The organism is Streptomyces venezuelae, from assembly GCF_008642335.1.
GTDB lineage: Bacteria > Actinomycetota > Actinomycetes > Streptomycetales > Streptomycetaceae > Streptomyces > Streptomyces venezuelae_F.
Genome location: NZ_CP029191.1, coordinates 7752651 through 7774340 on the forward strand (window position 1 = coordinate 7752651; position 21690 = coordinate 7774340).

Genomic DNA, 21690 nt, shown 5'->3' on the forward strand with positions numbered 1-21690 from the left:
AACGGCGTCGAACGGTGCTGCGGTCAGTGCTTGCCGATGTCCTTGGTCTTCTCCTTGGCCTGGCGCGCGTCGCCCTTCATCTGGTCGGCGCGGCCCGACGCGGTGAGACGCTCGTTCCCGACAGCACGGCCGGCCGCTTCCTTCGCGGCACCCTTGGCCTGCTCGGTCTTGGCCTTGGCCTTCTCGTCGGCGGTCATGATCGCTCACGCTCCTTGGCATCGACATCATGTGCTGAAGATCCGCATGGCCGCTCAGCGCCGCGTCAAACATCGACGACGCACATTCGTTCAGCGTCAGTCGTCAGTCGTCAGTCGTCAGTCATCGTCCGTCATCCGTCGAGGAGCTTGTTCAGCTGCCGCAGACCGTCCTCGTGCGTGTCGGCGAGAACCAGGATGTCGATGACACCCGTGATCTCGAACAGGCGCTGAATGGCGCTGTGCAAGGGGCCGCAGAGGACGAAGGGGCGCTGCGCCTGCTCGTGCTCGGCGCGCGCCAGCAGGATCAGGTTGAGCAGGGCGCTGTCGGCGAAGGTCAGCTCGGCGAGGTCGAGCAGGGTGGCCTCGGTGCCGCTCTCGGTCCGGGCGCGCTGGAAGGCGGCGGTGACCTCGCTCCCGTTCTCGAGGTCGATGTCGTGGCGCAACGTGACGACCGCCACCCGATCCTGTCTGGCGAGTTCGATGCTGTTGAGGGACATGCCCCGACCTTGTCATATGCCGTAGCCGGGTGAGAATGGAGCGGTCCTTTCACCGGGTACGCCAGGCCGCGGGCGGAGGGGACCGGCAGGACGCCGTTTCACTGTTGTGAACGTGTTTTCCCCTTGTCGGATATAGGGGGTGTGCGGGCAGTGGGGTCGGGCATGCGAACACAAGGAACGGTGCGATGCGGTCGCGTTTGCACGTGTGCAGGGAAAGGATCAAGGCTTCATGAGCGCTCCCGAGATGCCCGACACAGTGCGGACGACCTGCGCTCAGGCTCGCGCGGAGGTGGACGCGGCGCTGCGGACGGTGAGTCAGGGGATGCCGGGCGCGCAGGCTCGGCGGGTGAACGAGGACGCGCTGCTGGTGGTCAGTGAGTTGACGGCCAACGCGATGCGGCACGGCGGAGGCCTCAGGGGTTTCGCGGTCCGCGTGCGGGGGACCGCTCTGCTGATCTGCGTGAGCGACCGCAGTGAGGAGGTGCCGGTGCACGTGCCCCACGATCCGGCCAGGCCCGGCGGCTTCGGCTGGCTGATGGTCCAGCGCCTCAGCTCGAGCGTCACGGTCGAGAGGGGGGACGGAGGCAAGACCATCGTCGCCGCTCTGGACCTGTCTCCGGAGCCGGGCCCGAATTCTTCGAAAAACTGTACGCGTGAGACGCGATCGACGGGGTAACCGTGCCGCTGCGGGGGTAAACAGCCGAGCTGAACAAGGAGCGGAACGCCATGATTACCGTGACGCAGGGGCAGACGCAGGACACGGCCACCCGTGCCGGGGAGGACCTCGTCGAGCGCGCGTACACGGACCCCTCCTCCATCGCGCCGAGGGATGCGCGTGAAGTCGGCAAGCGGTTCTTCGACCGCCTGACGCAGCTCGAGGAGGGCACGCACGAGTACCAGTACGTGCGCAACGCGCTGATCGAGATGAACCTCTCGCTGGTGCAGTACGCGGCATCGCGCTTCAAGCACCGCGGCCAGCAGGAGATGGAAGACATCATTCAGGTCGGCACCATCGGTCTGATCAAGGCGATCGACCGGTTCGAGCTCACCCGTGAGGTCGAGTTCACTTCCTTCGCCGTTCCGTACATCACAGGGGAGATCAAGCGGTTCTTCCGCGACACCTCGTGGGCCGTGCACGTGCCGCGCCGGCTCCAGGAAGCACGTATCGAGCTGTCCAAGGCCACGGAGGAGCTGCGCACCCGGCTCGGCCGCATGCCGTCCACGGCCGAGCTCGCGGAGCTGATGCAGCTGGAGCCCTCGGAGGTCGCCGAGGCGCAGAAGGCGTCCAACGGCTACAGCGCGGTCTCCCTGAACGCCGCGGTCAACGGCCAGGACGACGAGTCCGACACGATGCTGGCCGACTTCATCGGCATCGACGAGGAGTCCTTCGAACTCGTCGAGAACTTCCACTCCCTCGCCCCGCTCATCGCGGACCTCGACGAACGGGACCGCACGCTCATCCACCTCCGCTTCGTGGAGGAGCAGACCCAGCAGCAGATCGCGGACACCCTGGGCTGCTCGCAGATGCACGTGTCCCGGCTGCTCTCCCGCGTCGTGAGCAAGCTCCGCGCGGGCCTGCTGACCACGGACTGATCCGCAGACCGCTCCGCGGCTCACCCCCCCCCCGCCACGACGATGGCCCTCACCCGACCGCAGCGGTCGGGTGAGGGCCATCGTCGTGTGCTAGGCGCTGTTTCTCGGATCTGCTGACGTGACATGGGTGTTGGGGCCAGGCTGGGTGTATGGGCCGTGGGGATTTTAACGAATGCGGAGTGGGATCGTCTGGAGTCACTCCTGCCTCGTGGTGGTACGCGTGGAGGCCGGTGGAGTGACCACCGGCGGGTGATCAACGGCGTCCTGTACCGGGTGAGGACGGGCGTGCAGTGGCGAGACCTGCCCGAACGGTTCGGGCCGTGGGAGACCGTCTACAAACGTCATCGTCGCTGGTCGGCGGACGGAACTTGGAAGATGCTGCTGTCTCGCGTCCAGGCCGCTGAGGATGCCGGGGGCCGGATCGACTGGGACGTCTCGGTGGACTCCACCGTGGTGCGGGCACACCAGCATGCTGCCGGCGCGAGGAAAGCCCCGCCGGCCCCGCCCCCTCAAAAGGGGGCGGGCCAGGGTACGAATCAGGGCGATCCGGTGCTGCGGAAACTGGCCGTCCGGCTGACGGACGTGGTCCGCTCGGCGAATGCCTGGGACGCTCCCGCGGCGGCTTCACCACCAAAATCCATCTCGCCGCCGACGGACGATGCCGCCCCCTCACGGTCGTCCTGACACCCGGACACTACGGAGACGGCCCTCAGCTCGAGCGGGTGCTGGGGCAGATTTCCGTGCCCCGCAGCGGTGTTGGGCGGCCCCGCAGCCGGCCCGATCACGTGCTGGCCGACAAGGCCTACACCTCCCGGAAGAACCGCCGCTACCTGCGACGACGCGGAATCCGGCACACCATTCCCGAACGTCTCGACCAGCAAAGACACCGCCAGAACCGGGGCTCCCGCGGCGGGCGGCCCACCGGATTCGACAGCGAGCGCTACAAGAAACGCAACACCGTCGAACGCGCCATCAACCGCCTCAAGGGCTTCCGCGCCGTCGCCACCCGCTACGAGAAACGCGCCTATATCTACCTCGGCACCATCACCCTCGCGGCCCTCACCATCTGGCTCCGCACATGATCCGAGAAACAGTGCCTAGCCCTCGGCGGCCACCGCCTTGGCCCAGCGGTAGTCCGCCTTGCCGCTGGGGGAGCGCTGGATGTGGTCCGTGAAGACCACGGAACGCGGGATCTTGTAGCCGGCGAGCAGGGCGCGGCAGTGGGTCTGCACCGCCTCAAGGTCCAGCGGGGCCGCTCCGTCCCTGAGCTGGACGACGGCGGCCACATGGCTGCCCCACCGCTCGTCGGGGACGCCCGCGACGAGCGCGTCGTACACGTCGGGGTGCGACTTGAGCGCCTGCTCGACCTCCTCCGGATACACCTTCTCGCCGCCAGTGTTGATGCACTGCGAGCCGCGGCCGAGCACGGTGACGATGCCGTCCTCGTCGACCGTCGCCATGTCGCCGAGCAGCACCCAGCGCTCCCCGTCCCTCTGGAAGAACGTCTCCGCTGTCTTCCTCGGGTCGTTGTAGTAGCCGAGCGGCACGTGGCCGCGCTGGGCCAGACGCCCCGGCTCGCCCACCGGCACCGGCTCGTGCGTGACCAGGTCCACCACCTGCGTGCGCTCGTTGACCTCGAGCCGGAAGCCCTTCTCCGGGCCCGAGTCGTCGGTCGCCTTGCCGTTGGAGCCCGACTCGGAGGACCCGAAGTTGTTCAGGAGCAGCACGTCCGGCGCGAGCTCCTGGAACTGGGCGCGGACGGTCTCCGACATGATCGCCCCGGACGAGGAGACGCTGAACAGGGAGGACAGGTCGGTGCCCTTGAGCGGGCCGCGCAGCGCGTCGATGAGCGGCCTGAGCATCGCGTCGCCGACCAGGGAGACGCTGGACACCCGCTCCTTTTCGATGGTGCGGAGCAATTCCTCGGGGACGTACTTGCGGTGCAGGGCGACGCGCTGCCCGTAGTTGAAGGCGATGAACGACGTCAGCGTCGACGTGCCGTGCATCAGCGGGGGCGCGGGGAAGAACGTGATGCCGGGCCCGCCCGCCGCGACCCGCTCGGCGAGCTCCTCGGGCCGCTTCACCGGCTCGCCCGCGGGCTCCCCGCCGAAGAGCCCGGCGAAGAACAGGTCCTCCTGGCGCCACATGACGCCCTTGGGCATGCCCGTCGTGCCGCCCGTGTAGATGATGAAGAGGTCGTCGGCGGAGCGGGGCCCGAACCCGCGCTCCGGCGACCCCGCCGCCTCCGCGTCGGCGAACGCCACCACGTCGAGCGCGGGGGCGTCGGCGGGCGGTTCGCCGACCCGCACCAGGTGCCGCAGCTTCTCCGTGCGCGGCAGCGCCGCCGCGACCCGCTCGGTGAACTCGGCGTCGAAGACGAGCGCCGCGAGGTCCGCGTCGCGGTAGAGGTAGACCAGTTCCTCCTCCACGTACCGGTAGTTCACGTTGACCGGTACGAGGCGTGCCTTCAGGCAGGCGAGGACCGTCTGCAGGTACTCGACGCCGTTGTACAGGTGCAGGCCCAGGTGCTCGCCGGGGCGCAGACCGCTGTCGACGAGGTGGTGGGCGACGCGGTTGGCGGCCGCGTCCAGCTCGGCGTAGGTGAGGCGGCGTTCCGCTCCCGTGCCGGGGTGGTCGATGTAGACGAGCGCCTCGCGGTCGGGGACCACGTCGACGACCGACTCGAACAGGTCGGCAAGGTTGTACTCCACCGCACTCCTCCTGACCCCGGCGTCCACTCTGACGTCTCGCTTGGCGGTCATCAGAGCAGAGGGGCCCACAAGTGGGAAGGGTCCCCGCGGAAGAAAACTGACTGAGTGTCAGAAAACTATTGAACTGGCTCCCCGGCTACTGCAACCTGTTCCGGGTCTGCAGCCGACAGGCCGGCCGCGCGGGCGGCCGTCGACGGAGGGAGCACGGCCATGGGTGGGACGGAACGCGGTACGGAACGTGGGACGGAACATCTCTCCGTGCGGCGCGAGGGCGCCACACTGATACTCACGCTGAACAGGCCCGAGGCGAAGAACGCGCTGTCGATCGCGATGCTCGTCGGCCTGTACGACGGCTGGGTCGAGGCCGACGAGGACGACGGGATCCGCTCCATCGTGCTCACCGGCGCCGGCGGCTCCTTCTGCGCGGGCATGGACCTCAAGGCCCTCGCCGGCAAAGGCATGGAGGGCGAGCGGCACAGGGACCGGCTCAAAGCCGACCCCGATCTGCACTGGAAGGCGATGCTCCGCCACCACCGCCCCCGCAAACCCGTCATCGCCGCCGTGGAGGGGTACTGCGTGGCGGGCGGCACGGAGATCCTGCAAGGGACCGACATCCGGGTGGCGGGGGAGTCGGCGACGTTCGGTCTCTTCGAGGTGAAGCGCGGCCTCTTCCCCATCGGCGGCTCGACCGTACGGCTGCCGCGGCAGATCCCTCGTACCCACGCCCTGGAGATGCTGCTCACCGGGCGGCCCTACGCGGCGGCGGAGGCCGCGGCGATCGGCCTCATCGGGCACGTCGTGCCGGACGGCACGGCCCTGGACAAGGCCCTCGTCATCGCCGAGCAGATCAACGCGTGCGGGCCGCTCGCCGTGGAGGCGGTGAAGGCGTCCGTGTACGAAACCGCCGAGATGACCGAGGCGGACGGCCTCGCGGCCGAGCTCAAGCGGGGGTGGCCGGTCTTCGACACGGCCGATGCGAGGGAAGGTGCTCGCGCTTTTGCGGAGAAGCGGGTGCCTGTTTTTCGGCGTGCGTAGGTCGTTCTTCTTCTGCGGGTCCGCTGTGGCTGGTCGCGCAGTTCCCCGCGCCCCTTTCAGGGGCGCCCCTTCCCCTCGTCACCCGGAAACGGAGTCCCCGTCATGACATCCGTCCCCTCACCAGAAGTGCTGCGTGCTCCCCTCGTCGTCGAGTTTCCCTTCACGCGCTCGCTCGGGCCCGTGCAGAGCGCGTTCCTCACCGGGCTGCGCGAGCGCACCGTGCTCGGCGTGCGGACCGGCGACGGCCGCACCCTCGTCCCGCCCGTCGAGTACGACCCCGTGACCGCCGAGGAGATCCGCGACCTCGTCGAGGTCGCCGCCACCGGCACCGTCACCACCTGGGCCTGGAACCACGAGCCGCGCCGCGGCCAGCCCCTGGACACCCCGTTCGCCTGGGTCCTCGTCCGGCTCGACGGCGCCGACACCGCCCTGCTCCACGCACTGGACGCGCCCGGCCCCGACGCCGTCCGTAGCGGCATGCGGGTCCGGGTCCGCTGGGCCGCGGAACGCGTCGGCGCCATCACGGACATCGCCTGCTTCGAGCCGTACGAGGGAGAGGCGGCGCAGGCCGGGACCGCACCGCACACCGGCGCGTTCGACGACCCCGTCACCGGCATCGTCGCGGCCGCCCGGCTCGACTACACCTACGCGCCGGGCCGCGCCCAGTCGGCGTACATCCACGCCCTCTCCGACCGGCGGACCGTCGGCGAGCGGTGCCCGTCCTGCCGCAAGGTGTACGTTCCGCCGCGCGGCGCCTGCCCCACGTGCGGGGTCGCCACGGCGGAGCGCGTGGAGGTCGGGCCGCGCGGCACCGTCACGACGTACTGCATCGTCAACATCAAGGCGAAGAACCTCGACATCGAAGTCCCCTACGTCTACGCGCACATCGCCCTCGACGGCGCCGACCTGGCCCTGCACGCCCGTATCGCGGGCATCCCCTACGACGAGGTCCGCATGGGGCTGCGCGTCGAACCCGTCTGGACCGAGGGCGGCCGCTACCCCGACCACTACCGGCCCACCGGCGAACCCGACGCCGACTACGACACGTACAAGGAGCTGGTCTAGATGGCGCCCCACGAACGGCGGCAGGTCGCCGTCGTCGCCTTCGGGCAGAGCGACCACCTGCGCACCACCGACGAGCTCTCCGAGGTCGAGATGCTCATGCCGGTGCTGCACGAAGTCCTCGCCGCGACCGGCCTGAAGACGAGCGACATCGGCTTCACCTGCTCCGGCTCGTCGGACTACCTCGCGGGACGCGCCTTCTCCTTCACGATGGCGCTCGACGGGGTGGGCGCCTGGCCTCCGATCTCCGAGTCGCACGTCGAGATGGACGGCGCCTGGGCCCTGTACGAGGCCTGGGTGAAACTGCAGACCGGCGAGGCCGACACCGCGCTCGTCTACTCCTACGGCAAGTCCTCGCCCGGCTCCGTGCGCGACGTGCTCACCCGGCAGCTCGACCCGTACTACGTCGCCCCGCTCTGGCCCGACTCCGTGGCCCTCGCCGCGCTGCAGGCCCAGGCGCTCATCGACGCGGGCGAGACCGACGAGCCCGCACTCGCCGGGGTCGCGAGCCGGAGCCGTACGGCCGCCGCCGCCAACCCGCACGCACAGCTGAAGGGTCCGGTCGCGCAGGGCGAGTACGCCGTACGCCCCCTGCGCACCGGCGACTGCCCGCCGGTCGGCGACGGCGCGGCCGCCGTGATCCTCGCCGCGGGGGAGCGGGCCCGGGAGCTCTGCGAGCGGCCCGCGTGGATCCGCGGCATCGACCACCGCATCGAGGCGCACGGACTCGGCGTGCGCGATCTCACCGACTCGCCGTCGACCCGCCTGGCCGCCGAACGCGCCGGAGTCTTCGAACGGCCCGTCGACACGGCCGAGTTGCACGCCCCCTTCACCTCGCAGGAAGTCGTCCTGCGCAAGGCCCTGAGCCTGGCGGACGACGTCGCCGTCAACCCGTCCGGCGGCGCCCTCGCCGCCAACCCCATGATGGCCGCCGGACTCATCCGGATCGGCGAAGCCGCCGCACGCATCCACCGGGGCGACTCGGACCGGGCCGTCGCCCACGCCACGTCAGGACCCTGCCTCCAGCAGAACCTGGTCGCCGTCCTGGAAGGAGAGACCCGTGTCTGAGGCCGTGTCCAAGGAACCCGTGGCGGTCGTCGGGGTCGGCCAGACCAAACACGTGGCCGCACGCCGTGACGTGTCGATCGCGGGCCTGGTCCGCGAAGCCGCGCAAAGCGCCTTGCGGGACGCCGAGTTGACCTGGGCGGACATCGACGCCGTCGTCATCGGCAAAGCGCCCGACTTCTTCGAGGGCGTCATGATGCCGGAGCTGTACCTCGCCGACGCGCTCGGCGCCGTCGGCAAACCCATGCTCCGCGTCCACACGGCGGGCTCCGTCGGCGGCTCCACGGCGCTCGTCGCCGCGAACCTCGTCGCCGCGCGCGTCCACGGCACCGTCCTCACCCTCGCCTTCGAAAAGCAGTCGGAATCCAACGCGATGTGGGGCCTCTCGCTGCCCGTGCCGTTCCAACAGCCGCTGCTCGCGGGCGCGGGCGGCTTCTTCGCCCCGCACGTGCGCGCGTACATGCGGCGCACCGGCGCCCCCGACACGGTCGGCTCCCTCGTCGCGTACAAGGACCGCCGCAACGCCCTGAAGAACCCGTACGCCCACCTCCACGAGCACGACATCACCCTGGAGAAGGTCCAGGCGTCGCCCATGCTCTGGGACCCCATCCGCTACTCGGAGACCTGCCCGTCGTCCGACGGCGCCTGCGCGATGATCCTCACCGACCGTGCGGGCGCGGCCCGTTCGCCCCGGCCGCCCGCCTGGATGCACGGCGGTGCCATGCGCAGCGAGCCGACGCTCTTCGCGGGCAAGGACTTCGTGTCGCCGCAGGCGGGCAAGGACTGCGCGGCCGACGTCTACCGGCAGGCCGGCATCGCGGACCCGCGCAGGGAGATCGACGCCGTCGAGATGTACGTGCCGTTCTCCTGGTACGAGCCGATGTGGCTGGAGAACCTGGGTTTCGCCGAGGAGGGCGAGGGCTGGAAGCTCACCGAATCCGGCGTCACGGAGCTGGACGGCGACCTGCCGGTCAACATGTCGGGCGGCGTCCTGTCCACCAATCCCATCGGCGCCTCCGGCATGATCCGCTTCGCCGAGGCGGCACTTCAGGTGCGCGGCCAGGCGGGCGAACACCAAGTGGAAGGCGCCCGCAAGGCACTTGGGCACGCCTACGGAGGCGGCTCGCAGTTCTTCGCCATGTGGCTCGTCGGAGCCGAACCGCCCACCGGCTGACGGCACCCGCCGGCGCCGGACGGACCGAGGACCTGCCGCCGCGGCCTGTCCGGCGCCCGGAGCGAAAGCTAGGCTGACGGCCGGACCGACGCATTCGGGAGGAGCACGGACGTGGCCGACAGCACCACTCAGCAGCATCCGCTCGCGGGCTGGGACAAGCCGGAGCTCGACCTCAGCACGGCGGACTGGCGATCGAGCAGCGAGGGGCGCGGAGACGTCGAGATCGCCTTCGTCGAGGGCTTCATCGCCATGCGCAACAGCGACCGCCCGGAGAGCCCTTCCCTGATCTTCACCCCGGCGGAGTGGGGAGCCTTCGTCCATGGCGCCCGGGAGGGCGAGTTCGACCTGACGTAGCACGCGGACACCGACACGGCACGCGGCCGCGACGGCCTTTGGTCCCTGTCGATCACGTGACCTTCGACTCTCGCCGCGCGCCCCGGACTGCACAAGGCTGAAGCCATGAGCAGCGAACCGGTCGGCAGCGTGAGCAGTGGGTCCGTGAGCGGCATCGAGCCGGACGGCGGTGGGCCCGTCGTCGTGGCCGTGGACGGTTCGCGCGGCAGCGGCCGCGCCCTGGAGTGGGCGCTGGCCGCCGCCGCGCTGCGCCACGTGCCGCTGCGGATCGCGCACGTACGGGGATACGACGTGCCGCTGGTCGACGGCCCCTTCGCCGCCATCGTCGAGCGCGGTGAGAGCGACCCGGTGGTGGACTGGGCCCGCGAGTCCGTCGTGGGCCGGGCCGGTCTGCCCGAGCTGGAGTTCGTCACGGTGGACGGCAGCCCCGGACGCGAGCTGCCGAGGCTCGGCGCCGGGGCGGACCTGCTGGTCCTCGGCTCCCGCGGCAGGGGCGGCTTCGCCAGCCTGCTGCTCGGCTCGAACGGCCTGGCGTGCGCGCGCGAGGCGCCCTGCCCGGTGGTGGTCGTGCCGCGCCCCGCGGAGCACGCGGCGCCGGACGCCGGAGCGCGTGTGGTCCTCGGCCTGTCGGCGCCCGCGCCGGACGAGCACTCCGTCGCGTTCGCCTTCGCGGAGGCCGGGCGGCGCGGGGCGAGGCTGCAGGTCGTCGCCGCGTATCCGTGGCCGGTGCTCAGCGCCACGCCAGCCGGAGAGTTCGTGATGAAGGCCGTCGCGGACGAGGAGACGGAACGGGACTACACGGACCTCACGGGCGAGGTGCTCACCCCGTACCGCGAACGCCACCCCGACGTCCCGGTGGACGTGTCCATCGCCCCGGGCGACGCGGCCCGCCACCTCGTGGACGCCTCACACGCCGCCGACCTCGTGGTGGTAGGCCGCCACCGCCGCCGACTCGCCCCCGGCCGCATCCTCGGCTCGGTCACCCATGCGGTACTGCTGCACGCGGCGTGCCCGGTGGCGGTGGTACCGCCGGAGACTCCGGGGGAGAACGGCTAGCTCGTGGTCGGGGGCCCGGGCGCGGGTCCGCTGTGGCAGCGTGCTCAAGGGCACCATCATCTCTCCGCCCGAGGTCGACCGGAACTCGTCGGTCAGGAGCCGCGCGAGCCGCTTCTGGGCGCCCGCGTCCGGCCGCGAGGAGCCGGGGGCTGTCCGCGAGGAGCCCGCCGATCACCTCGCGACGTCGCCAGGCACGAAGAAGCGCTGGAGCTCGGTCAAGCAGGGCGACGAAGCCGTCACCCACGGTGGCACGGAACGGCACGGAACCCGGACCACGCGTCGGACGCCTGGCTTACAGCGGCTACGACAGCGTGGCGCGGCTCGGCGTACAACGGCTGGCCCCGCCAGGCGGTCAACCCGGGTGGCTCAGCCGGGAGTTCGACAGGGCCGACCAGCAGGCAACGCGTCGAGGCCACCGCGCCCGTGGCCGGTACGGAACCCTCGGTCACCGGGGCTCCACCTTTCGAGGGGCCCCCGAGCCGTGCCCGGGTCACGTTCCGCGCGCCGGAGCCGGCCGGCGTCGCTCCGTCGCTGGTCGGACAGTCCGCCGCCGTCCCCGGACGCGGCCGCCCCCGCGCCGGAACGCCCCGTAGGCCACGTACCATGGGCGCATGTCCTTCCTCCGCCGCCGCAGCTCCGCCACTCCCGCGGGCCCGGACTTCGATGTCCTGGCCATGGACCCCGGTGACTGGCCCGGCAACCTCGGCGCGGGCCTCCTGCCCGCCCCCGACGGCAGCTGCCAGGGCGTCTTCCTGCGCTACGACCTGTTCGGCGGCCGCGGCCCCGCGATGATCATCGGTAACCTCCCCGAGGGGTCGCCCGCGCGCGAGACCGCGGAGGGCGAGGTCCCCTTCGAGGTGGCCCAGCTGCTGCTCGCCCTGGAGAACGACGAGGACGTCACGGTCGTGTCCAGCGAGGACGTGCCGGTGATGCAGGGCGACAACCTCCTCATCGTGCGCCGCCTCAAGCTCTCCGAGAGCCGGATCTCCTGCGTGCAGTTCGACCGCAGCGACAACGTCCTGGTGACCATCGCCGCCTGGGACCGGCCGATCACCGACGACCTGTACGCACTCCTGAAGCCGCTGCCCGCCGAGCTCTTCCAGCAGGGCTGACAGCGCCGGGTACGCCGCCGACTGGGACCCCTCGGCGACCGGCTCGCCGTACGAGGCGAACTCGCCGACAACGGGCTGAGGTTCGAGGCCCAGCTCCGCTGAAGGTGCGTGCGGGGGAGCGTTACGTCTTCGGTGCCTGATCCGGGATCTCCTGTGCGGGCGAGGCTTCGTGTCCGTGCGCGGTGGTGAAGCGGCTGCGGTACTCGCTCGGGGTCGTGCCGAGGTGGCGGGCGAAGGCGCGGCGGAGCGTCTCGTCGCTGCCGAGGCCGCTGCGCCGGGCGGCCGCCGTGACGCTGTGGCCGTCCAGGAGGAGCTGCTGGGCGTGGTCGAGGCGGACCTGTTCGACCCAGCGGGCCGGTGTGGTGTCGAACTCGGTCTTGAACAGCCGGGCGAGGTGCCGGGTGCTGACGGCGGCGGACGCGGCCATGGCGGGCAGGGTGTGCTCGCCCGCCGGGTCGGCGAGGACGGACGCGGTCAGCGAGCGGAGCACGTCGTTGCGCGCGGGCGGGGTCGCGAGGGCCGTGGAGAACTGTGACTGCCCGCCGGGGCGCTGCATGAAGACGACCAGCTCGCGCGCGATCGCGCGGGCGGCGTCCGCTCCGTGGTCGTCCTCGACGAGGCCGAGGGCCAGGTCGATGCCCGCGCTGATGCCGGCGGAGGTGACGTACCGGCCGTCGCGGATGTGCAGGGCGTCCGGCTCCACCGTGACCTGCGGGTGGCGGCGGGCGAGTGTCGCCGCGTGCCGCCAGTGCGTCGTGGCGCGGCGCCCGTCGAGCAGGCCGAGCGCGGCGAGGACGAAGGCGCCGCTGCACACCGAGGCGACCCGCGCCGCCTGCCCGGCGAGGCTTTCGGCGGCTGTCAGTATGTCGTCGTCGAGGGGCTGGAGCGCGAGCCGGTCCGCACCCGCGATCACGACGGTGTCCGGTGGGCCGACCTGCGCGGAGCCGACCTCGTCCGCCGCGATCGACCCGGCCAGCGAGAGCCCCGAGGACGTCGTGACGTCGCCGCCGCGCGGCGACACCAGCACCGTCTCGTAGGGAAGGCCGAGCCGTTCTGCCTGGTGGAGCACCTCGACGGGACCGCTGACGTCGAGCAGCGTCACGCCGTCGAAGACCAGGAAGGCCACGCGGTGCGTCATGTCTGAATCTGTGGGGCGGGTGGCTGTATGGACATGGCTACACGGTAGGGCATCGGGCGAAGGTGGAGTCATCCACCGAGCAGGCAAGGGAAGGCGCATCTCATGACCGAGACGATCGCGGGCATCCGGATCCCCGACAGCACCCTGGCGAAGGAGGCGACGGAGCTGGTGCGCGACGCGGCAGCGCCGCTGCTGTTCGACCACTCCCGGCGCGTCTTCCTGTGGGGGTCGCTGCGGGGCCGGGAACAAGGGCTGGCCTTCGACCCGGAGCTGCTCTACGTGGGAGCGATGTTCCACGACCTGGGACTGACCGAGCGCTTCCGCCGCACCGACCAGCGCTTCGAGATCGACGGCGCGGACGAGGCCCGCCGCTTCCTGCACGGGCACGGCATCACGGACGAGCGGGCGGACCGCGTCTGGACGGCGATCGCCCTGCACACCACCCCCGAGATCCCGCTGCACATGGCCCCCGAGGTGGCCCTGGTGACCCGAGGCGTGGAACTGGACGTCCTGGGGATCGGGTACGACGCCGTCACCGACGAGGAGCGCGCGGGCGTGGTCGCGGCGCACCCGCGCCCGGACTTCAAGAACCGCATCCTCGCCGCGTTCGCCGACGGCATCAAGGACCGCCCGCGGACCACCTTCGGCAACGTCAAGGCGGACGTGCTGGCCCACTGCGTGCCCGGTTTCGAGCGCGGCGACTTCGTGGAGGTCATCAAGGGCTCCGCCTGGCCGGAGTGACGGACGGCGGGCCTCCGTGCGGAGCCCGGCGGGCGTGGTGGGTCAGGCCGCGCCGTCGACGGGCAGCCCGCTCCGCCGCACGCCGTCGGTCATGCGATGCGTCGGTCCCGCGCAGCCCGTCGCGGCGGGCTGCGCGGCGGTCCGTACCAGTTCCGCGTACGCGCAGCGCAGCGCGACCAGTGACTCCTGGGCGTCGCGGTAGGCGTCCGCGTCCGCCCCGCGCCGGTGCGCGAGGGTGCGCACGGCGGCGCTGCGGCGGTCCAGGGTCGACAGCCACGCGCGGTGCCGGGCGGCGAGATGCCGGCGCTGCTGGCACCGGCTGCCGGCCCCCATGCGGCCGCCCATGCCGAGGACGGCGTCGGCGGCGAGCAGCACCGGCGGCTCCAACGCCTCTTGCGCGGCCAGCGAGGAGAGCACCGCGCACTGCTGCCCGGACGCGGGTGCCAGGCCCAACTTCAGTGCGCTGGAACGCAGTTGTCCATGCAGGGTGTGCTGGATGCGGGTCATGCGGCGCAGCGCGACGGAGACGGAATGGTCTCCGGGAGAGCGGCCCGCAAGTGTCTCCGCGAGCCGGAACAGCCAGATCCCGTGGGCCTCCAGACGCACCGTGGCCAGCATGAGCCGGTCCAGGCGGGACAGCGGCCGGTCCGCCGCCGACCAGCGCACGATCGGCACGAGGGATTCGGTGCGGGCCAGTTGGTCGACCGGCAGGGCCCGGCCCGGCTTGCGCAGCGGCGCCCAGTTGAAGAGCGCCAGGGTGGGCAGCCCGACGAGCCGGGAGAAGTCGCTGCGGTGGGCCAGGGACGTCCACAGGGCGAGGAACTGGTCGTTCGCCACACGTGTGGCCCCGGTGGACGCCGGGTCGAGCTCGGTCCACCCGCAGGCCGCCACGATCACCGCAAGACGCGCCGCCGCCGCTCTGGCCCGGTGCTCCGACAGCCGTGCGACGCGGAGACGCAGCGCGGGCAACTCGGTCGTCCGGCAGGCCTCTTCGACGAGAAGGCGGGCCTCCTCCCGGCACGGAGCGGCGCCGGCCGCGTGGGCCAGCGCGTCCAGAGCCGTCCAGCCTCCGGCCAGGTGGGACGCGGGGAGCCGGTGCGGCAGGAAGCCGTGGACAAGCGGGTTGTCCGTGTCCGAGAGGGAGGTCATCGGGGCACCCTTTCTCACGGTGACGGATGATCTTCGGCTACACCTTGATCGTCACAGTCCGGAGCGCTCGATCGCCGCGCCAAAAGTCCTCAAGGCGGGGGCCTTTGGCCCTCTGGCTCCTCCGGACGGCTTCGTGGACGCTCACCGGACGGACCGCAGTCCGGTGAGGACCGGCCGGTGGTCGCTGCCCAGGTCCGGGAGGACCGTCGCCCCCGTCGGCGCGAGGCCGCGCACGAGGACGTGGTCGAGCCGGACGACGGGGAACGCGGCGGGCCAGGTGAAGCCCTGGCCGTGGCCCGACCCGCCGCCGCCCGCCGGGCGCAGTCCGCGGGTCAGCGGGGCGAGCCCCCGGTCCCGCAGGCTGCCGTTGAGGTCGTCGAGGACCACCACGTGTCGCGTACGGTCCCGTGCCACCCGCTCGGCCGGCCGGGCGGCGCTCGCGTCACGCCGCCGCACGGTGAAGCCGTCGCGGAAGGTGACGCGTACGGACGGCACCCGCACCGCGTACACCGCCGTGTCGCCGACGGGCGTGCGGGCGACGGCCCGGATGGCGTGCGGCCAGGCACCGCCCAGGTCGAGCCTCTCGACTCCGCGCAGCGGATACCGGGACCACAGGCCGAGCGTGTTGCCCGCCGCGTGGTGCGGATAGGCGCCGTGCAGCTCCCGCTCGTACGTCTTCAGGGCGCCGTGGTTCGGCCTCGGCGTTCCGCTCCTGCTGGCGTGGGCGGCGGTGCGCCGTTCCCGCAGCCGTTCCCGCAGCCGTCCCCGCAAGGGGGTCGACGTCGGCGGCGACCGCACCGCGCCACGCGACGTCGCCCGCGACATCCTCGCCGCCGACGCCGATGTGGTGGCTCTGCAGAAGGTGCCGACCAACACAGCGCGGTCTCCACCAGACTCCCCAGGTGCCCCGGCGTGTTGGGCACCACGCCAGGGAAGACCAGGAGCACGGTGAGGAGCAGGGCGGCGAGGGCGTTGCGCGTCGTCGGTGCCGCCCTCTCAGAAGTCGCCGCTGCCGGCGCGCCGACCCACCACGCTCCGACAGACCGGGCTCCGACGGACTACGCCCCGCCCGACCGCGCCCCAGCCCGCCAGAGCGAACGCCACCGCCGTGACCGACGCCCCGAGCAGCACGCCGCAGAGCAGCTGCGCCGTCCCGGGCACCGGCGCGGTCACCGCGGCCAGCAGGACGGCGGAGACCGCGACGAGGGCGACGGCGACCCGCAGGGACTCGCGCGACGTCATCGCTTGTCCCCTGCCGCTTGTCCTGCCGCTTGTCCTGCCGCGTGTCCCGCCGCGTGGTCCTCGCGCGGCAGCAGCAGGACGCGGTCACGGGCGTCGTACTCGAAGAGCTCGGCGTAACGCCCCCACGTGATCGCGGTGTTGAGCTGCTGCCGCGAGGCCCGCTCCGAGGAGCTCGCGCACAGCCGTTCCGTGACGTGGTGCTCGCGCAGCCGCCCGCTGCCGGACGCGATGAGGAGCGTACGCATGGTGGCGATGAGCGGGACGTTGGCCAGCACCGCCGCGGCGAAGAGGCGCTTGCGGGTGAGGATGTCGGCGCGGGCGAAGCCGCTGCCGGTGGTGGTGAGCCGCAGCTCGCCCGCCCTGATCCGGGCGTAGGCGAGCGTCTCCGCCGCCTCCACCAGCGGCATCAGGTCGTCGACCGCGTAGTTCAGCGCGTCCGCGAGCGAGGGGAGGTCCACCGAGCCGCCCCGGCCGTCGAGCTCTTCCAGGAGTCCGGTGAGCTGCTCCACGTCGGCGTGCGGCAGGGGCGCGGCGGCCCGGAGCGGGTCGTGCGTGCCGAGGGTGGGCGGGAGTTCGGCCCGTTCGCCGGTCAGGGATTCGTACGCGTCCTCGATGAGCGCTTCGAAGCCGCGGGTACGGCGGTTGCGGGGGCGCGGGAGGTCCACCCGCAGCTCGACCTCGATGGTGCCGGGGTCGGTGCCGAGGATCAGGATGCGGTCGGCGAGCTGGACGGCCTCCTCGATGGAGTGGGTGACCAGGAGAGCGGTACGGGTGGCGCTGCCGGGGCGGGTGAGCAGTCCGGTGAGCTCGTGCCGGAGGGTCTGCGCGGTCAGTACGTCGAGGGCGGAGAACGGCTCGTCCATCAGCAGCACGTCCGGCTCGACGACCAGGGCGCGGGCGAAGCCGACCCGCTGGCGCATGCCGCCGGAGAGCTCCTTCGGGTAGGCGTTCTCGAAGCCGTCGAGGCCGACCATGTCGATGCCCGCGAGGGCCCGTTCCCGGCGCGCGATCGGGTCGACGCCCTGCGCCTGGAGGCCGAGTTCGACGTTCTGCTGCACCGTGAGCCACGGCATGAGGGCGAACGACTGGAACAGCATGGCCGTGCCCGGGTTGGGGCCGTTCACCGGCGTGCCGCGGTAGTGGACCGTGCCTGCGGACGGGGCGCGGAGACCCGCGATGTGGCGCAGCAGCGTCGACTTGCCGGAACCGGATGTGCCGAGGAGCGCGACGATCTCGCCCTCGCGCACGGTCAGGTCGATGTCCTGGAGGACCGGCAGCACGCCGCCGTCGGGGGAGGTGAAGTGCTTGTGCAGTCCGCGGACGGTGATGACCGCGGGGTCGGTGACGGCTGAGGTGGTGTGCACGGAATCGCTCCTCGGCGACGGGGTGAGGGAGTGGTGGAGGCGGCAGTGGCGCCGCATGCGCAGCCGGTGCGCTCGGGCCCGGTACGGGTGGCGGCGCGCCGTCACAGCGCGCACCGCTGCTGCGCGAACCGGTAGAGGCGGCGCCACAGCAGCCGGTTGATGACGACGACGTAGACGCTCATCAGGACGGCGCCCAGGAAGTTGCGGGCGAAGTCGCCCGAGTCCGTGGCCTGCGTGATGTAGGTGCCGATGCCGACGGCGGTCAGCGTCGTCGTGCCGTAACTGACGAGTTCGCCGGGGATCGACGCGTTCCAGGCGCCGCCGGACGCGGCAAGCGCACCCGTCGTGTACGACGGGAAGACCGCGGGCAGGATGAACTTCCTCCAGCGCAGCCACCCGCGCAGCCCCAGGTCGTCCGAGGCCTCGCGCAGATCACCGGGGATGGAGCTCGCGCCGGCGATCACGTTGAACAGGACGTACCACTGGGCACCGAGCGCCATCAGCGCGATGGCACCCCAGTTCAGCGAGATGCCCGAGGCGCCGAGCACCACGACGGCGAGCGGGAACAGGAAGTTGGACGGGAAGGAGGCGAGCACCTGGACGATCGGCTGGGCGATCCGGTTGACCCTCGGGTTCATGCCGATCCAGGCGCCGACCGGCACCCAGACGAGCGTGGAGAACACCACGAGGATCATCACGCGGCCGTACGTGACCAGCGCGAGCCAGGCCGCGTGCCCGATCTCGCCGACCGGGACGTTGTCCAGGATGTACGTGCAGGCCTGCCACAGGACGGCCGCGACCGCGACGCCGTACAGCACATGGAAGACGGTGTCGGCGCGCTTGCGGCGCACCGGGTCGTGGTGCAGCCGCCCGGGGCTCGTGCCGAGGACACGCATGGCACGGTCGAGCCGCTCACCGGCCGGCCGCGCCATGCGGCCGAGCAGCGAAGGAACCGTGGAGCGGCGCAGCAGGGCGAGGAACCGGCTGCGGGGCTGTTCGGCGAGCTCGCAGTCCTCCGTGCGGAACCGCTCCGCCCAGGCGGTCACCGGCCGCCAGAAGAAGAAGTTCACGGACACGACCATCACGACCATGACGACGACGGCGAGCGCGACCCGCGTGCCTTCGCCGTTGTCCAGGGCCTGCGCGACGTAGGAGCCCACGCCCGGCAGCCCGTTGTCGCGGCCGTTGACGCTGATCGTCTCGGAGGCGGACAGCGCGAACCAGGCGGCCCCGAAGCTGATCATGCCGTTCCAGACCTGGGCGATCATGCCGCTGGGCACGTCCACCTTCCAGAACCGCTGCCAGCGGGTGAGGCGCATCAGCCGGGCCGCCTCGTCCAGCTCCGTGGACTGGGTGATGAGGGACTGGTAGAAGGCCATCGTCATGTTCCACACCAGCGCGGTGAACACGGCGAAGACCGAGGCGAGTTCGAGGCCCAGGGCGGAGCCGGGGAACAGCGCGATGAAACCGGTGACGGTGATGCTGAGGAAGGTCAGGACCGGCACCGACTGCAGGATGTCGATGACCGGCACGATCACCTTCGCCACACGCCGCGAGCGGGCCGCCCACGTGCCGAAGACGAACGTGAACAGCACGGCGGGCACGAGCCCGGCGAACATCCGCAGCGACGCGCACGGCGCCGCGGGAGGGGAACTGACGGAACTTGGACATGGGAAACCCGAATGCTCTGCGGGCACGACGGCGCTACGGCGTGGGCGGCTCGGCGGCACGGCGCGGAGGACACCGCGCGCGGAAGGGCCCGGGGGGAAGGAAGGGAAGCCCGCCGCGACGGTGTACGAGTACGTCAGACGGCGGTCCGCCGCTGCTGTCCGGCGGTGACGACACGCAGGGAGCAGCGGGACACGCGACTGGGAGGGTCGCCGTAGAGCACAACGACCACCTCCTCACATCCTCGGGCAGCGCGTTTCTCGCACCGGCCCCCAAAGGATCGCGCCATGACGCTGAAGACAACCTGAGCGACCTGAACGCCTCTTCAGCTCCGGGGCCGGTGGATATGTGATATTTGCACCGTGAAGATCCTGGTCATCGAAGACGAGCACGCACTCGCCGACACCCTGCGCCGTGCCATCTCCTCGGACGGCCACTGGGTGGACGTGGCCCACGACGGACACACCGGCCTCGACCTCGCGCTGACCGGTGGCTACGACGTGATCGTGCTGGATCTGATGCTGCCGGGGCTCAGCGGCCTGGAGGTCTGCCGCAGGCTGCGCGTCCACGACGAGCACGCCCTCGTCCTGATCCTCACCGCCAAGGACAGCGAGTACGACGAGGCCGACGGGCTCGACGCGGGCGCGGACGACTACCTCACCAAGCCGTTCTCCCTCGTCGTGCTCCTCGCCAGGCTGCGCGCCCTCGGCCGCCGCGCCGGGCGCGAGCGCCCCGCGACCCTCCAGGTCGGCGACCTGACCCTCGACGTCGTCGCCCGGCTCTGCAGGCGCGGTGAGCAGACGGTCGAGCTGACCGCCAGGGAGGTCGAGGTGCTGGGCTGTCTGCTGGCGGCGGACGGTGGCACGGTCTCCAAGCAGGACATCCTCGACGAGGTGTGGGACTCGCCGGCCGACCTCGACCCCAACATCGTCGAGGTGTACGTCAGCTCGCTGCGCAAGAAGGTCGACGCGCCCTTCGGCCGGCACACCATCCGCACGGTGCGGGGCATCGGCTACCGGCTGGCTCCCGATGTCCCCTGACGGCACCCGTGCGGCCGGTGCCGCCCGCGGGCTCCGCGGCCCCCGCCGCATCCGCGGCCTCCGCCCCCGCATCCCCCGCACCCTGCGCGGCCGGGCCACCGCCGCCGCCGTCCTCATCATGGTCGTGGCCCTCTCCATCGGTGGCGGCTGGCTGTACGTCACCCTGCGCGGCAACCTGATCGACAACGCGGGCGCCCGCACCGAACTCGCCGCCCGCCAGGCCGCCGCGGACATCGCGGCCGGGCAGGGACGCCCGCACGGCGACCTGCCGGAGCCCGACGGCGGCGTGGACGCCGTGCTCGTCCTCGACGACCGGGGGCGTCCGCTCGCCAGCACCGCCCCGCACCCGGCCGCCCGCGCCGCCGTCCTCGCGGCGTTCCGCCCCGGCCGCGGCGAGGACTCGGCCGTACGGGATTTCGCCGCCGCCCCCGCGCTGGCCAGCCACACCAGCGTCGTCGCGGTCGTCCGCACCCCCTCGCCGGGCGGTGACGGCGACCTCTACGTCTACGCGCTGACCGTCCTCGACGCCGTCGCCGACGCCGAACGGGCCCTCGGCGTCACCGTCCTCGTCGGCGGCCCGCTGGTCGCCCTGCTCACCGGACTCATCGCCTGGACGGTGACCGGCGCCGCGCTGCGGCCCGTCGAGTCCATGCGCGAAGAGCTCGTCGCCGTCTCCGCGGACCGGCTCAGCCGCCGCGTCCCCACGCCGGGCGGCCAGGACGAGATCACCCGGCTCGCCGAGACCGTCAACGACACCCTGGAACGCCTCGAGCACTCCGTCACCCGGCAGCGCCAGTTCGTCGCCGACGCCTCGCACGAGCTCCGCAACCCCATCGCCGCCGCCCGCGCCGAACTCGAACTCGCCCTCCTCAACAAGCCCGACCCCGCCACGGCGGCCTCCCTCGCCCAGGCACTCGACTCGACCGTACGACTGGAGCACATCGCCGCCGACCTCCTGCTCCTCGCCCGCCTCGACGCACAGCAGCCGCCGAACACGGAGCTCGTCGACCTGTCGCTGCTCGCGGCCGAGCTGATCGCCCGGCGCCGTTCGGCACGGGTTCCGCTGCTCCTCGTACCCGCCGACGACCCGGTCCTCGTACGCGCCGATCCCGGACAGCTGAAGCGGCTGCTCGCGAACCTCCTGGACAACGCCCAGCGGTTCGCCGACTCCGAGGTACGCGTCGGCACGGCGAAGGACCCGGCCACCGGCACAGCCCTCCTCGACGTGACCGACGACGGGCCAGGCATCCCGCCGGAGGCGACGGAGGAGGTCTTCAACCGGTTCACGCGGCTGGAGGCGGACCGCAACCGGGCCAGCGGCGGCACGGGCCTCGGCCTCGCCATCGCCCGCGAGATCGCCCGCGCCCACGGCGGGAGCCTGCGGGTGGAGCCGAGCGGGCGCGGCGCGCGCCTGGTCCTGCGCCTGCCGACGGCGGACACCGCGCCGCGACCGTGAGGCCGTTCCTGAAGCCGCCTTCCTGAAGGCCTCTTC

At 71.9% G+C, this 21690-nt stretch carries 22 protein-coding genes; 13 read left to right on the forward strand and 9 right to left on the reverse strand.

Annotated elements, in window-relative coordinates:
• Nucleotides 1-23 precede the first annotated feature (23 nt).
• Both DEJ49_RS34510 and DEJ49_RS34515 read right to left on the reverse strand, forming a co-directional pair.
• The gene (locus tag DEJ49_RS34510; RefSeq protein WP_150187744.1) at nucleotides 24-197 is read right to left on the reverse strand and encodes a CsbD family protein; all 174 of its coding nucleotides are present in this window, start codon (nucleotides 195-197) and stop codon (nucleotides 24-26) included.
• A gap of 131 nt (nucleotides 198-328) precedes the next feature.
• Complete coding sequence (locus DEJ49_RS34515) at nucleotides 329-694, reverse strand: STAS domain-containing protein (protein ID WP_150187745.1); 366 nt, start codon at nucleotides 692-694, stop codon at nucleotides 329-331.
• Nucleotides 695-923: 229 nt separating this feature from the next.
• Here DEJ49_RS34515 and DEJ49_RS34520 point away from each other — a divergent pair, with 229 nt between their 5' ends.
• The 3 genes from DEJ49_RS34520 (at nucleotide 924) to DEJ49_RS34530 (ending at nucleotide 3369) form a co-directional block, all read left to right on the forward strand.
• Nucleotides 924-1370 carry an ATP-binding protein gene (locus DEJ49_RS34520; RefSeq protein ID WP_150187746.1) on the forward strand — a complete coding sequence of 149 codons (447 nt, stop codon included), beginning with the start codon at nucleotides 924-926 and terminating at the stop codon, nucleotides 1368-1370.
• Nucleotides 1371-1420: 50 nt separating this feature from the next.
• Nucleotides 1421-2287, forward strand: coding sequence for a SigB/SigF/SigG family RNA polymerase sigma factor (locus tag DEJ49_RS34525; protein WP_150187747.1), 867 nt, complete (start codon nucleotides 1421-1423; stop codon nucleotides 2285-2287).
• Between the two features lie 123 nt (nucleotides 2288-2410).
• Nucleotides 2411-3369 (forward strand): IS5 family transposase gene (locus DEJ49_RS34530; RefSeq protein WP_411757222.1). Its coding sequence is split into 2 segments (ribosomal slippage): nucleotides 2411-2836 and nucleotides 2839-3369, totalling 957 coding nucleotides; the frame shifts between segments, so codons are not numbered across the junction.
• Between the two features lie 15 nt (nucleotides 3370-3384).
• Here the strand turns inward: DEJ49_RS34530 and DEJ49_RS34535 are convergent.
• Entirely contained in the window at nucleotides 3385-4998 is a 1614-nt protein-coding gene (locus DEJ49_RS34535; protein WP_150187749.1) for an acyl-CoA synthetase, read from the reverse strand.
• Nucleotides 4999-5208: 210 nt separating this feature from the next.
• Between DEJ49_RS34535 and DEJ49_RS34540 the strand changes: the two genes are divergently transcribed.
• The 7 genes from DEJ49_RS34540 (at nucleotide 5209) to DEJ49_RS34570 (ending at nucleotide 11856) form a co-directional block, all read left to right on the forward strand.
• Nucleotides 5209-6033 carry a crotonase/enoyl-CoA hydratase family protein gene (locus tag DEJ49_RS34540; protein WP_150187750.1) on the forward strand — a complete coding sequence of 275 codons (825 nt, stop codon included), beginning with the start codon at nucleotides 5209-5211 and terminating at the stop codon, nucleotides 6031-6033.
• A gap of 102 nt (nucleotides 6034-6135) precedes the next feature.
• Entirely contained in the window at nucleotides 6136-7098 is a 963-nt protein-coding gene (locus DEJ49_RS34545; protein WP_150187751.1) for a Zn-ribbon domain-containing OB-fold protein, read from the forward strand.
• Nucleotides 7099-8163, forward strand: a complete 1065-nt coding sequence (locus tag DEJ49_RS34550) for a thiolase domain-containing protein (RefSeq protein ID WP_150187752.1) — start codon at nucleotides 7099-7101, stop codon at nucleotides 8161-8163.
• 4 nt (nucleotides 8164-8167) lie between these two features.
• Entirely contained in the window at nucleotides 8168-9334 is a 1167-nt protein-coding gene (locus DEJ49_RS34555) for a thiolase domain-containing protein (RefSeq protein WP_150188681.1), read from the forward strand.
• A gap of 111 nt (nucleotides 9335-9445) precedes the next feature.
• Nucleotides 9446-9688 carry a DUF397 domain-containing protein gene (locus tag DEJ49_RS34560; RefSeq protein ID WP_150187753.1) on the forward strand — a complete coding sequence of 81 codons (243 nt, stop codon included), beginning with the start codon at nucleotides 9446-9448 and terminating at the stop codon, nucleotides 9686-9688.
• Nucleotides 9689-9793: 105 nt separating this feature from the next.
• Nucleotides 9794-10744: a universal stress protein gene (locus tag DEJ49_RS34565; protein ID WP_150187754.1), complete on the forward strand. Its 951-nt coding sequence runs from the start codon at nucleotides 9794-9796 to the stop codon at nucleotides 10742-10744.
• Nucleotides 10745-11355: 611 nt separating this feature from the next.
• Entirely contained in the window at nucleotides 11356-11856 is a 501-nt protein-coding gene (locus DEJ49_RS34570; RefSeq protein WP_150187755.1) for a hypothetical protein, read from the forward strand.
• Between the two features lie 121 nt (nucleotides 11857-11977).
• Here DEJ49_RS34570 and DEJ49_RS34575 read toward each other — a convergent pair whose 3' ends face one another.
• Nucleotides 11978-12994: a GlxA family transcriptional regulator gene (locus tag DEJ49_RS34575; RefSeq protein ID WP_150187756.1), complete on the reverse strand. Its 1017-nt coding sequence runs from the start codon at nucleotides 12992-12994 to the stop codon at nucleotides 11978-11980.
• 102 nt (nucleotides 12995-13096) lie between these two features.
• Here DEJ49_RS34575 and DEJ49_RS34580 point away from each other — a divergent pair, with 102 nt between their 5' ends.
• The gene (locus DEJ49_RS34580) at nucleotides 13097-13735 is read left to right on the forward strand and encodes an HD domain-containing protein (protein WP_150187757.1); all 639 of its coding nucleotides are present in this window, start codon (nucleotides 13097-13099) and stop codon (nucleotides 13733-13735) included.
• Nucleotides 13736-13777: 42 nt separating this feature from the next.
• Here the strand turns inward: DEJ49_RS34580 and DEJ49_RS34585 are convergent, their stop codons facing one another.
• The 5 genes from DEJ49_RS34585 to DEJ49_RS34605 all read right to left on the reverse strand — a co-directional run bounded on the left by DEJ49_RS34585 (nucleotide 13778) and on the right by DEJ49_RS34605 (nucleotide 19109).
• Entirely contained in the window at nucleotides 13778-14884 is a 1107-nt protein-coding gene (locus DEJ49_RS34585; protein WP_150187758.1) for a hypothetical protein, read from the reverse strand.
• 141 nt (nucleotides 14885-15025) lie between these two features.
• Entirely contained in the window at nucleotides 15026-15760 is a 735-nt protein-coding gene (locus tag DEJ49_RS34590) for an endonuclease/exonuclease/phosphatase family protein (protein ID WP_150187759.1), read from the reverse strand.
• A 120-nt stretch (nucleotides 15761-15880) separates the two neighbouring features.
• A complete protein-coding gene (locus DEJ49_RS34595; protein WP_150187760.1) occupies nucleotides 15881-16126 on the reverse strand; it encodes a hypothetical protein in 246 nt (81 codons plus the stop codon).
• A complete protein-coding gene (locus DEJ49_RS34600) occupies nucleotides 16123-17490 on the reverse strand; it encodes a nitrate/sulfonate/bicarbonate ABC transporter ATP-binding protein (protein ID WP_223833120.1) in 1368 nt (455 codons plus the stop codon). Before DEJ49_RS34600 ends, DEJ49_RS34595 begins: the two co-directional genes overlap by 4 nt.
• Nucleotides 17491-17591: 101 nt before the next feature.
• Nucleotides 17592-19109, reverse strand: coding sequence for an ABC transporter permease (locus tag DEJ49_RS34605; RefSeq protein WP_223833121.1), 1518 nt, complete (start codon nucleotides 19107-19109; stop codon nucleotides 17592-17594).
• A gap of 411 nt (nucleotides 19110-19520) precedes the next feature.
• On the opposite strand from DEJ49_RS34605, the gene DEJ49_RS34610 reads away from it, so the two are divergent.
• Complete coding sequence (locus DEJ49_RS34610) at nucleotides 19521-20198, forward strand: response regulator transcription factor (protein ID WP_150187762.1); 678 nt, start codon at nucleotides 19521-19523, stop codon at nucleotides 20196-20198.
• Nucleotides 20188-21654 carry a sensor histidine kinase gene (locus DEJ49_RS34620; RefSeq protein WP_190329550.1) on the forward strand — a complete coding sequence of 489 codons (1467 nt, stop codon included), beginning with the start codon at nucleotides 20188-20190 and terminating at the stop codon, nucleotides 21652-21654. The genes DEJ49_RS34610 and DEJ49_RS34620 overlap by 11 nt, the downstream gene beginning before the upstream one ends.
• The last annotated feature ends 36 nt before the right edge of the window (nucleotides 21655-21690 follow it).

Excerpts from the sequence above, each read along its gene's own strand:
- DEJ49_RS34510 (WP_150187744.1), bottom strand. The coding sequence starts at position 197 with ATGACCGCCGACGAGAAGGCCAAGGCCAAGACCGAGCAGGCCAAGGGT.
- DEJ49_RS34525 (WP_150187747.1), top strand. The coding sequence starts at position 1,421 with ATGATTACCGTGACGCAGGGGCAGACGCAGGACACGGCCACCCGTGCC.
- DEJ49_RS34570 (WP_150187755.1), top strand. The coding sequence starts at position 11,356 with ATGTCCTTCCTCCGCCGCCGCAGCTCCGCCACTCCCGCGGGCCCGGAC.
- DEJ49_RS34580 (WP_150187757.1), top strand. The coding sequence starts at position 13,097 with ATGACCGAGACGATCGCGGGCATCCGGATCCCCGACAGCACCCTGGCG.
- DEJ49_RS34620 (WP_190329550.1), top strand. The coding sequence starts at position 20,188 with ATGTCCCCTGACGGCACCCGTGCGGCCGGTGCCGCCCGCGGGCTCCGC.
- DEJ49_RS34550 (WP_150187752.1), top strand. The coding sequence starts at position 7,099 with ATGGCGCCCCACGAACGGCGGCAGGTCGCCGTCGTCGCCTTCGGGCAG.
- DEJ49_RS34605 (WP_223833121.1), bottom strand. The coding sequence starts at position 19,109 with ATGTTCGCCGGGCTCGTGCCCGCCGTGCTGTTCACGTTCGTCTTCGGC.
- DEJ49_RS34565 (WP_150187754.1), top strand. The coding sequence starts at position 9,794 with ATGAGCAGCGAACCGGTCGGCAGCGTGAGCAGTGGGTCCGTGAGCGGC.
- DEJ49_RS34595 (WP_150187760.1), bottom strand. The coding sequence starts at position 16,126 with ATGACGTCGCGCGAGTCCCTGCGGGTCGCCGTCGCCCTCGTCGCGGTC.
- DEJ49_RS34520 (WP_150187746.1), top strand. The coding sequence starts at position 924 with ATGAGCGCTCCCGAGATGCCCGACACAGTGCGGACGACCTGCGCTCAG.
- DEJ49_RS34585 (WP_150187758.1), bottom strand. The coding sequence starts at position 14,884 with ATGACCTCCCTCTCGGACACGGACAACCCGCTTGTCCACGGCTTCCTG.
- DEJ49_RS34575 (WP_150187756.1), bottom strand. The coding sequence starts at position 12,994 with ATGACGCACCGCGTGGCCTTCCTGGTCTTCGACGGCGTGACGCTGCTC.
- DEJ49_RS34515 (WP_150187745.1), bottom strand. The coding sequence starts at position 694 with ATGTCCCTCAACAGCATCGAACTCGCCAGACAGGATCGGGTGGCGGTC.
- DEJ49_RS34545 (WP_150187751.1), top strand. The coding sequence starts at position 6,136 with ATGACATCCGTCCCCTCACCAGAAGTGCTGCGTGCTCCCCTCGTCGTC.
- DEJ49_RS34540 (WP_150187750.1), top strand. The coding sequence starts at position 5,209 with ATGGGTGGGACGGAACGCGGTACGGAACGTGGGACGGAACATCTCTCC.